Origin of the sequence: Dietzia sp. Cai40 (assembly GCF_014145165.1) — a bacterium.
Lineage (GTDB): Bacteria > Actinomycetota > Actinomycetes > Mycobacteriales > Mycobacteriaceae > Dietzia > Dietzia natronolimnaea.
In genome coordinates this window covers 1-10,626 of record NZ_JAALEB010000093.1, presented here as the reverse complement: position 1 = coordinate 10,626, position 10,626 = coordinate 1, and the positions used below count along the sequence as shown (strand labels likewise).

10 protein-coding genes are annotated in these 10,626 nt (G+C 71.0%); 3 read left to right on the top strand and 7 right to left on the bottom strand.

Going from position 1 to position 10,626, the window contains the following annotated elements:
- Together aroA and rsgA are read left to right on the top strand one after the other, a co-directional pair.
- On the top strand, positions 1–1,090 hold a 1,090-nt coding region (aroA, locus tag G6022_RS04595; RefSeq protein WP_182691065.1), incomplete at its 5' end, for a 3-phosphoshikimate 1-carboxyvinyltransferase.
- 4 nt (positions 1,091–1,094) lie between these two features.
- On the top strand, positions 1,095–2,144 hold the full coding sequence (rsgA, locus tag G6022_RS04590) for a ribosome small subunit-dependent GTPase A (RefSeq protein WP_179524789.1): 1,050 nt from the start codon (positions 1,095–1,097) through the stop codon (positions 2,142–2,144).
- A 13-nt stretch (positions 2,145–2,157) separates the two neighbouring features.
- Here rsgA and G6022_RS04585 read toward each other — a convergent pair whose 3' ends face one another.
- From G6022_RS04585 to G6022_RS04570, 4 genes are all read right to left on the bottom strand, one after another.
- A complete protein-coding gene (locus tag G6022_RS04585) occupies positions 2,158–3,276 on the bottom strand; it encodes a ferredoxin reductase (protein WP_179524788.1) in 1,119 nt (372 codons plus the stop codon).
- Positions 3,277–3,420: 144 nt separating this feature from the next.
- On the bottom strand, positions 3,421–3,942 hold the full coding sequence (locus tag G6022_RS04580) for a hypothetical protein (protein ID WP_179524787.1): 522 nt from the start codon (positions 3,940–3,942) through the stop codon (positions 3,421–3,423).
- 62 nt (positions 3,943–4,004) lie between these two features.
- On the bottom strand, positions 4,005–5,411 hold the full coding sequence (locus G6022_RS04575; protein WP_179524786.1) for a wax ester/triacylglycerol synthase family O-acyltransferase: 1,407 nt from the start codon (positions 5,409–5,411) through the stop codon (positions 4,005–4,007).
- Positions 5,412–5,414: 3 nt separating this feature from the next.
- Entirely contained in the window at positions 5,415–5,825 is a 411-nt protein-coding gene (locus G6022_RS04570) for an HAD-IA family hydrolase (RefSeq protein ID WP_179524785.1), read from the bottom strand.
- Positions 5,826–5,956: 131 nt separating this feature from the next.
- Here G6022_RS04570 and G6022_RS04565 point away from each other — a divergent pair, with 131 nt between their 5' ends.
- On the top strand, positions 5,957–6,520 hold the full coding sequence (locus tag G6022_RS04565) for a hypothetical protein (protein ID WP_241731049.1): 564 nt from the start codon (positions 5,957–5,959) through the stop codon (positions 6,518–6,520).
- A gap of 6 nt (positions 6,521–6,526) precedes the next feature.
- Here G6022_RS04565 and secA read toward each other — a convergent pair whose 3' ends face one another.
- From secA to G6022_RS04550, 3 genes are all read right to left on the bottom strand, one after another.
- Entirely contained in the window at positions 6,527–9,304 is a 2,778-nt protein-coding gene (gene secA / locus G6022_RS04560; RefSeq protein ID WP_347237818.1) for a preprotein translocase subunit SecA, read from the bottom strand.
- A gap of 165 nt (positions 9,305–9,469) precedes the next feature.
- Positions 9,470–10,153: a ribosome-associated translation inhibitor RaiA gene (raiA, locus tag G6022_RS04555; RefSeq protein ID WP_182609975.1), complete on the bottom strand. Its 684-nt coding sequence runs from the start codon at positions 10,151–10,153 to the stop codon at positions 9,470–9,472.
- Between the two features lie 242 nt (positions 10,154–10,395).
- The coding region (locus tag G6022_RS04550; RefSeq protein WP_182691069.1) for a hypothetical protein at positions 10,396–10,626 on the bottom strand (231 nt) is incomplete at its 5' end.

The window sequence follows — 10,626 nt, the reverse complement described above, 5'->3', positions numbered from 1 at the left end:
CGCGCCGGGCGACACCGACCTGGTGGTCACGCCGGGGAGCCTGCACGGGGCGGACGTGGAGTGTGGCCTGGCGGGGACGGTCATGCGCTTCGTGCCACCGCTGGCCGCACTCGCCACCGGCACCTCGACGTTCGACGGCGACCCGGCCGCGCGGGTACGACCCCAGGCCACGGTCCTGGACGCGCTCCGTGCCCTGGGCGCCGACGTCACCGGGGACAGCCTGCCGTTCACCGTCGCCGGGGCGGGCTCCCTGCGGGGTGGCCGGGTCGAGATGGACGCCTCCGCCTCGTCGCAGTTCGTCTCCGGCCTCCTGCTCTCCGCCGCCCGCTTCGACGAGGGGGTGGAGCTGATCCACGTGGGCGGTGCCGCCGTCCCGTCCGGCCCGCACATCGAGATGACACTGGCGATGCTGCGGGAATCCGGGGTGGCCGTCGAGCACCCCACCGCGTCGTCCTGGCACGTGGCACCGGGGCCGATCTCGGCCGTCGACCGCGTGGTGGAACCCGATCTGTCCAATGCGACCCCGTTCCTGGCCGCGGCCGCCGTCACCGGCGGGTCCGTCCGCGTCCCCCGCTGGCCGGTCTCCACCACGCAACCCGGGGACGCCATCCGCGGGATCCTCCGGGACATGGGCGCGTCCGTCACCCTGGAGACCGCCGACGGGGCCGAGCACGGAACCCTCGTCGTCGTCGGGCCCGACCGCCTCTCCCCCGTCGAGGCGGACCTGTCCGCCATCGGTGAACTCACCCCCACGATCGCCGCGCTGTGCGCGCTCGCCGACGGCCCGTCACGGTTGACCGGGATCGCGCACCTGCGCGGGCACGAGACCGATCGCCTCGCCGCCCTCGCCGCCGAACTCGGTGCGGTGGGGTGCGGCGTCACGGAGCTCGACGACGGCCTCGAGATCGTCCCGGGCCCCCTGCGCGGTGCCCCGTGGCGCGCCTACGCCGATCACCGCATGGCGACCGCCGGCGCGATCATCGGTCTCGTGGTGCCGGGGGTCGAGGTGGACGACATCGACTCCACCGCCAAGACCATGCCGGGCTTCACCTCGATGTGGACCGCCATGCTCGCCGGGCGGGCGATGTAGGGCCATGGCCACCAGGCGGGGCGGGAGCGGGGCGCGCGGCTGGGACGAGTCCGACATCCGGATCCGGCCGGGCAAGGGGTCCAGACCCCGCACCAAGCGCAGGCCCAGCCACTCCGACGCCGCGTCCGCGATGGTCGTGAGCGTCGACCGCGGACGCTGGGGATGTGTGCTGCTGGACGACGGCCCGGACCACGTGGCCGGGACCCGGATCGTCACCATGCGGGCCCGGGAGCTGGGCCGCACGCCGATCGTCGTGGGCGACCACGTCGGCGTGGTGGGAGACCTCACCGGCACCCGGGACACCCTGTCGAGGATCGTCCGGGTCGAGGAGCGGAGCACGGTCCTGCGCCGGACCGCCGACGACTCCGACCCCTACGAGCGGGTGGTGGTGGCGAACGCCGAACTGCTGCTGATCGTGGTCGCGGTCGCGGACCCCCCGCCGCGCGCCGGCTTCGTCGCCCGCGCGCTCGTGGCGGCCTATACCGGCGGTCTCGATCCGGTCCTCTGCCTGACCAAGGGGGATCTCGACGACCCGTCGGTCTTCGCCGCCGAGTTCGAGGCGCTCGACGTCCCCGTGCTCCGGACGGGGATCGACGACGACCTCACCGCGCTGCACGAACGGATCGACGGTCGGATCTCCGCCATGATCGGCCACTCGGGCGTCGGCAAGTCCACGCTCGTCAACCGCTTGATCCCCGACGCCCACCGGGCGACCGGCGTGGTCTCCGGAGTCGGCAAGGGCCGACACACCTCGACCCAGTCGGTCGCCCTCGAACTGGGTACCGGGGGCTGGGTGGTGGACACCCCGGGGATCCGCAGTTTCGGCCTCGCGCACGTCTCGCCCGACGACGTGGTGGCGTCGTTCTCCGACCTGGACGCGATCGTGCAGGACTGCCCCCGGGGCTGTACCCACCAGGGCCCGCCCGCGGACCCGGAGTGCAGGTTCGACGCCATAGCCGACCCCGCCGTGCACCGGCGCGCCCTGGCCGTCCGCGAGCTCCTCGGCGTCCTGCAGTCCAACGACGCGTGGGCGCTGGGGACCGATCAGGACTGACGCCCCGCCGCGGTCAGAGCTTGAGCTCGACGTCCCCCAACGCCACCGAGATGCACGTCTGGATCCGCTCGCCGGGGCCGTGGTCGGTGCCGTTGCGCAGGTCGCGGACATGCCCCTCGTCGAGTCCCACGACGCAGGTCTGGCAGATGCCCATCCGGCAGCCGAACGGCATCTGCACGCCCACCTGCTCGCCGCCCTCGAGGATGGTGGTGGCACCGTCGAGCTCCACCGTCTTGCCGGTCGAACCGAACGTGACGGTCCCGCCCGAGGCCCCGGCGTCCCGGTTGACCGTGAAGCGCTCCACGTGGAGATCGTCGCGGCCGGTGGCGTCGAAGTGCTCGTCGAGCTCGTCGAGCATCGCGTTGGGGCCGCACGCCCAGGTCGGCCGCTCCGACCAGTCGGGGACGAGGGCGGACATCTGGCGGGAGTCGATGCGGCCCTCCTCGCTGGTGACCCGCAGGTGCAGGACGTACCCGGGCTGGGTCTTCTCGAGGGCGCGCAACTCCTCCAGGAACAGGGCGTCCTCCCTCTCGCGCACCGAGTGCACGTGGACGACGTCGGGGAACGGCTCGGTGACCGAGCGGCGGTCCAACGAGCGGAGCATGCCCATGACCGGCGTGATGCCGGATCCGGCCGTGACGAACATCAGCTTGGGCGGCGTCGGCGTGGGCAGGTGGAAGTCCCCCGCCGGGGCGGCGAGGCGGACGATGGTGCCGGGCTCGACGGTGCCGACGATGTGGTTGCTGAGCAACCCCTCGGGCAGGGCCTTGACGGTGACCGAGTACTCGCCACGACCCGTGGTGGGCGCCGAGGTCAGGGAGTAGGAGCGCCAGGTCCAGCGGCCGTCGAGGAGGACGCCGATTCCCAGGTACTGTCCCGGCTGGTAGTGCGGGGTCGCGCCCCACCCGGGCTTGATGACGAGGGTGACGGTGTCCTCCGCCTCGCGGCGCACCGTGACCACCTCTCCACGCAGCTCCCGGGAGGACCACAACGGGTAGATGAGCGAGGAGTAGTCGTCCATCCGCAGCGGGTGGGTGAGGCGGTTGAGGAAGCGATGCGCGGCCCGCGGTTCGGGAACCCTCGCGGCCGCTGCCCGCAGTACACGGTTGAGTCCACTGGTCGACTCGGTCACTGGTGCCTCCTTGGGGCAGGGAACCGCGCGACCCGAGGACCGGGCCGACGGTGCCGGAGATGAGAACCTACGGTAGCGAAGGTTAGCGCCTGGCGGACACCGCACGGGCGTGATCCCGGTAACCGGGACGGCCCTCCGGGGTTCTCAGAGCAGATTGAGCAGGAACGGCAGCTCCGCCGCGTCGTACCAGGCGAGATCGAGGTCGAGAGCGTCCCCCACGGTGAGTTCGGCGTCCTCGTCCCCCAGGTCGGCGCGATCCACGGCCGCGACCGCGGCCTCGACGGGGCCGGCCGCGCCCGCGAGGTCCACGTGGACGGCCGCGACCTCGTCCATCGCCACGGTCCCCCTCGTCAGGCGGACGACCGCGGTGTCCAGGTCGGGCCGGGGCCGGGCGTCGGCGTCGGGGACGTCCACACTCACCACCACGCGGCGGTACGGGTGCGCCTCGTGCACCGCGCCGGAGTCGATCTCACCGCCGAGCAACCGGAGCGAGGCGCGGGCGGCCTCGAGGAACGCGACGTGCTCGATCTCCTCGGTGTCCCCCTGGGCATACGACTCGACGAGCGCGGGGGTCGCGGCGAACGCGGTCGCGCTGCGTACGGGCATCTCCCCGCCGTCGAGCAGGGTCTCCAGCATCGCGAGCGTGGCAGGGATGAACAGGCGCATGGTGGTGCCTTCCTCGGGTGGGCGGGGCCGGTCGGCGGTCGGTACCGGTCGGCGGGTACCGGTCAGCGGGCGGTCCCGGTGAGCTCGTCGAGTGCCGACGAGATGAGCTCACCGATCTCCTCCACGTCCGGAACCGCCTGGCGATCCGCCGTGAATCCGCAGTAGACGATCCCCGAGTAACTGCTCATCGACACGGCCAGCGCCTGACCGTCGAGCAGCGCGGGGACGGGGTAGACCTCGGCGAGCTCGCCGTCGCCCCAGAACATCTTGTGCTGCGGTCCCGGTGCGTTGGTGACGACCAGGTCGTAGCTGTCCGACGGCAACATGATCGCCGCCCGGGAGCCCAGCGCGTGCAGGGTGGGCGGGGCGAATCCGGAGAGGCGGGCCAGCGACTTGGCGCCGACGGCCTGCCTCGGGTGGCGCTGTGTGGCCGTCTCCCTCGAGATCTGCGCGAGCCGCATCCGGGGATTGGGCTCCCCCACCGGCATGCCGATGAGGGCCGAGGCGATCTCGGCGGAGGTCGCCTCGGCCGAGACCTCCGACCCCTCGACCGGTCCGGTCTCCGAGGAGACCGCCATCGGCACGATCGCCCGGAGCGTGTCGGCCGTCGAGAGCGGGTGGCCGCAGGACAGGATCCACGAGCGCAGCGCCCCGCACAGGACGGCCAGGACCACGTCGTTGACCTTGCACCCGTGCTCCCTGGCGATCGTCCGCGCCTGGTCCAGGGGGAACGAGGCCAGTCCCACGCGGCTGCCGCGCGGGCGGGAGGTCCGGAACATCTCCGCCAGCCCCCCGGGCGGTCGCAGGACCGTCAGACTCGCGGCCCCGACCAGACCACGGCTCGCCCTCTCCACCGCGTTGACCAGTCGTGCCGAGCGCCGGACCAACTCCAACGGGTCCGTGGCGATGGTGATGAGCGCGTCCAGGACGAGCACGCCGTCGCCCGGCGAGGGCACGGGGGTCCAGGTGGCCACCTCGTCCACGTCCGCGGACGCCCTCTCGTCGGTCATGAGTACCTGAGCGAGGTCCACGGCGTTGGGGCCGCCCAGGAGGACGTGATGGGTCTTGGTGAGAACAGCCAGCCGCCCGTCGGCGAGTCCCTCGATGAGGTAGAGCTCCCACAGCGGTCGGCCGGGCTCGAGCGGGCGGTCGACCAGCCTGGCCACCAGATCGGCGAGCTGGCGCACGCCCCCGGGAGCCGGCAGTGCGGACCTGCGGACGTGGAAGCTCAGGTCGAAGTCCGGATCGTCGACCCAGACCGCCCGCGCGAGCCCGAACGGGACGTACCGGATGCGCTGGCGGAACCTGGGGGCGTCGGCGAGTCTGGCGTCGACGAACTCCATGACGCGGTCGATGTCCCACGGATCGTCCCGGGAGACGAGCGCGAGGGAACACGAGTGCCGACTCCGCGATCGGGTGGCGTCCCCGAGGAGCAGATCCGCGTCCGCCGTCGCCAGCCTGGTCGCCACGGGTCAGACCGCCTCGTCCAGCCCGAGCAGTCCCCGGATCTCCACGGCCGCACGGTCGAACACCTGGTAGAACACGCCGATCATGCCGGTCTGGACGGCGCCCAGGACGTTCTCGATGGCGTCGTCGACCATGACGCACTCCCGGGGCTCCAGCTCGAGCCGTCGCGCCGCCTCGAGGAACGCCTCGGGATCGGGCTTCTCGACGCCGGTCCGGCCGCTGAGCACCACGTGATCGATGCCGTAGGCGCGGGCGTCCTCACGCACCCGATCGGCCCCCGGCCCCTCGGGCTCGTTGCTGAGGACCGCCAGGCGCACGTCGTTGGCACGCGCACCGAGAAGGATCTCCCGCCAGCTCTCGCGGTCCTCATCCGTGCCGTCCAGCACCCCGAAGTAGTCGACAATCAGTCCTCGCATGGGGACAGCCTAGGCAACGCCCGTCGACGGTGCAGGAGCGGAGCCGGAACCGACCGCCCGTCCCCGTGCGTCAAACGACATAGAAGAACGCGAGACCGGCCCGGTCCTCGCCGGAGGGAGCAGGAGAACGCATGGCCCCGACACCCGTGTCACCGCCGTCGACGGGACGATCCACGCCCTGTCGGGACGCCTCGTTCGACGAGTGCAGGGTCAGACCACTCCCCTCCACGGAACCCGTCTCCGCTGCCCGACGGCACGACCGGATGAGCCCACCGGTCGCGGATCCGGTGGCGGTCCCGGTGCCCGTGCCGGACCCCGAGCACGCGGTACCGGTCCCGGCGAGGCGGGCGGCCCACGCCCTGGTGATCATGGCCCTCGAGGTCGTCGACCGGAAGCGGGCCCCACACCACACCCGGGGCGCGTTCCCACCCCACCTCGTCGAGATGCTCAGGACCCTGGCCCGCGGAGGGGTCCCCGGCCGGCACCTCGGTCCCGCTCGGGTCCACCGCCTCCACATCCACGCCGCCGATCCCGGGGCCCCCGGCGGCGGTGTCGCTCCCGGATCCGGGGACGGTGGCCGCGCCGACTACGAGGTGTGCGCCACGTACGCCCGCGGGCCGCGACTGTTCGCCGTCGCGGCCCGCATCAGGGTCACCGATACCGGGGCGACCTGCACGGCCCTCCGGTTGGTCTAGCCTCGTTCAGCTCTTGCGCCCCCGGGACGCGGCCTTGGCGGCCCGCTCGCGTCGTTCGAGCCGGTCCTGACGTTCCTGGGAGCGGCGCTCGGCGCGGTTCGCCGGGACGCCCTCGTCGACGAGCTGGGCCTCCCCCGTCTCCGAAGGGCCCGAGAACTGCATCTGGTCATCGGTGACGTCGCGACCGGTGCCCGCGGCCTGCAGGATCGGGTTGGCGCCCGCGAGGGACGCCGCCTGCGCCGCGGAGGGGGCGGCCAGAGTCTTCTGCTGGGGGCTGGCCTCGACTTTGACGTTGAACAGGAACGCGACGGTCTCCTCGCGCACCCCGTCCATCATGGCCGCGAACATGTCGTAGCCCTCACGCTGGTACTCGACCAGGGGGTCACGCTGGGCCATGGCCCGCAGCCCGATGCCCTCCTTGAGGTAGTCCATCTCGTAGAGGTGCTCGCGCCACTTGCGGTCCAGGACCTGGAGCATGATCGAGCGCTCCAGCTGGCGCATGGCACCCTCGCCGCCGATGCCCTCGATCTCGGACTCACGCTCGTCGTACCGGGCGAAGACGTCGTCGAGGATCGCGTCCTTGAGGTTCTTGGCCGACAGGTCACCCGCCGCCCCGTACTCGTCGCCGTCGATGATCGACTGCGCGGTGATCGAGACCGGGTACAGCTGCCCCAGGGCGTCCCACAGCTTGTCGAGGTCCCAGTCCTCGACATAGCCCTCGGCGGCGGCACCGTCGACGTAGGCGCTGACCACCTGGTAGATCATCGACTCGACCTGGTCGGTGATGTCCTCGCCCTCGAGGATCCGCTTGCGCTCGCCGTAGATCACGGTGCGCTGCTGGTTCATCACCTCGTCGTACTTGAGGACGTCCTTGCGGATCTCGAAGTTCTGCGACTCGACCTGGGTCTGGGCGTTCTTCACGGCTCGCGAGACCATCCCGGCCTCGATCGGCACGTCGTCGGGCAGGCTCAACCGGTTCATGATCGCCTCGACGGCCGCACCGTTGAAACGGCGCATGAGCTCGTCACCCAGGGAGAGGTAGAACCGGGACTCGCCCGGGTCGCCCTGGCGTCCCGAACGCCCACGCAGCTGGTTGTCGATGCGCCGCGAGTCGTGGCGCTCGGTCCCCAGCACGTAGAGACCGCCGGCCTCGCGGACGCGCTCGGCCTCCTCCTTGGTGAGCGTGCGCATGCGCTCGATCTCGGCGTCCCACGCCTCCTCGTACTCCTCCGGGGTGTCCACGGGATTGAGCCCGCGCTCGCGGAGGTTGAGGTCGGCGATGATGTCCGGGTTGCCGCCGAGCACGATGTCGGTGCCACGGCCGGCCATGTTGGTCGCCACCGTGACCGCGCCCGGTCGACCGGCCTGCGCGATGATCTGGGCTTCCGAGGCGTGGAACTTGGCGTTGAGCACGTGGTGCTTGATGCCCTTGCGGGTGAGCAGCTTGGACAGGTGCTCACTGCGCTCGACGGACGCGGTGCCCACGAGGACCGGCTGCTTCTTCTCCACGCGCTCGGCGATGTCCTCCACGACCGCGGTGAACTTCGACTCCTCGGTCTTGTAGATCAGGTCGGCCTGGTCCTCGCGCGCCATCGGCCGGTTGGTCGGGATCGGCATGACCTCGAGCTTGTAGATCGAGTAGAGCTCGGCGGCCTCGGTCTCGGCCGTACCGGTCATCCCGGCCAGCTTCTCGTAGAGACGGAAGTAGTTCTGCAGCGTGATGGTGGCCAGGGTCTGGTTCTCGGCCTTGATCTCCACCCGCTCCTTGGCCTCGATGGCCTGGTGCATGCCCTCGTTGTAGCGGCGTCCGTCGAGCACGCGCCCCGTGAACTCGTCGACGATGATCACGTCGCCGTCGCGGACGATGTAGTCCTTGTCCTTGGTGAACAGCTCCTTGGCCTTGATGGAGTTGTTCAGGTAGCTCACCAGCGGTGAGTTGGCCGCCTCGTAGAGGTTGTCGATCCCGAGCTGGTCCTCCACGTACTCGACGCCCTGCTCGGTCACGCCGATCGTCCGCTTCTTGCGGTCGACCTCGTAGTGCGTGCCCTCCTCGAGCAGCGGGGCGATGCGGGCGAACTCCGCGTACCACTTGCTCGATCCGTCGGCCGGGCCCGAGATGATGAGCGGGGTCCGCGCCTCGTCGATCAGGATCGAGTCGACCTCGTCGACGATCGCGTAGTGGTGGCCCCGCTGGACCAGTTCCGCGGTGTCGTGCGCCATGTTGTCGCGCAGGTAGTCGAAGCCGAACTCGTTGTTGGTGCCGTAGGTGATGTCGGCGGAGTAGGACTCCCGGCGCTGCGCCGGGGTCATGCCGCCGAGGATCGCGCCCACGGACAGTCCGAGGAACCGGTGGACGCGGCCCATCCACTCCGCGTCGCGCTTGGCCAGGTAGTCGTTGACCGTGACCACGTGGACGCCCTGACCCGACAGGGCGTTGAGGTAGGCGGGCAGGACACAGGTCAGGGTCTTGCCCTCACCGGTCTTCATCTCCGCCACGGCCCCGGTGTGCAGGACGATGGCGCCGACGATCTGCACCTTGTACGGCCGCTGCCCGAGGACCCGGTAGGCGGCCTCGCGGGCCACCGCGAACGCCTCCGGGAGCAGGTCGTCCAGCGTCTCACCCTCAGCCAACCGGGCCTTGAACTCGTCGGTCTTGGCGCGGAGCTCGTCGTCGCTCAGCTTCTCCGTCTGGTCGGACAGAGTATCCACGTACTCGGCGAGAGCGCTGTACCGCTTGAGCTTTCGACCTTCGCCGGCTCGGAGCAGCTTGGAAAGGATGGACACAGTCTCGAACGTCCTCGTGGTCGGGTTGATCGGGAAATCTGGCTACCTGCGCGGGGGCCACGCGGGCCCTCGGTTCATCCTAGGTGCTGTCGGCCGCCGATACACGCCGAGGGCGGCCCGGTCCATGCGGACCGGACCGCCCCCGGGGCGTATGGGCTGCGACCGTCAGGCCTCGTCACTCAGCGTGATGAGTCCGTAGTCGAACGCGTGCCGCCGGTAGACGACGGTGGCGTTGCCGGACTCGGTGTCCCGGAAGAGGTAGAAGTCGTGTCCCACGAGTTCCATCTTCTCCAGGGCCTCGTCGACCGACATCGGGGTCCCGTCGTGCTCCTTGCGGCGCACGATCTGGCCGGGGAGCTGGTCGTCGACCCCGTCCGCGTACTCGTCCATGACATCCGCCGGTGCCGCCTCGGGCGCGAGCTCCGCGGTGGCCTCGGCGACGGACTGCGGTCGACGGTGCCCGGAGTGGCTGATCTTCCGGCGGGTGCGTGCCTTGCGCATCTGCCGTTCGAGCTTGGCGACCGCCGACTCCAGGGCGGCGTAGAAGGTGTCCTCCGCCGCCTCGGCGCGGGCGACACCCGGCTTGCCCTTGAGGGTGATCTCGATCCGCTGGCTGGCCTTGGCCAGGCGTGGGTTCTTCTCGTGCAGAAGGACCACGTCGAACCGGGTGATCGCGGGCGAGATCTTCTCGATCTTCGCGAGCTTGGTGTGGATCCGGGTCGCGAAGTGGTCGGGGACCTCGACGTTCCGGCCCTTGATGGTCACCTGCGCATCAGGGGCACCGGGGTCGTCGGTCGACGGACCGTCGAAGGTGGCGGGGTCGAGCAGGACTGCGGGGGTCTTCGCCATCGAAGCTCCTCCTCATCGGGCCTGCGGCGGGCCTCTGCGACCGACCCGGTTACCGCCCGGGACCCCGGTCGAGGGGCACACCCACATGGCTGAGTGGACACTCTCCGGACGGGGCGACCACCGGACAAATTCAGTGAAAGTGCTGGTGAACCCCGTCCGAACCCAACGATACCCGGTCGTCTGGGCAGTGGACCGTAGTCGCGGCAAGTCGTCCGGAACTCACCCACGGGCAGCCCCGGACCTCACGCGGCGGTGACCCCGAGCACCCCGTCGACCCGCAGCCCGCCCTCGCCCAGCACCCCCACACACGCGGCGGCGGTGGCCCCCGTGGTGACCACGTCGTCCACCAGCAGGACCGTCGCCGGGGTCCCGATCAACTCCTCGACCGTCGACGGGGCCCCGGGCGTGGCCAGGATCAGGGTGCCCCGCGGCCGCCGGCGGATCCGGCCCGACAGATTGTCCGCCCTCGCCCG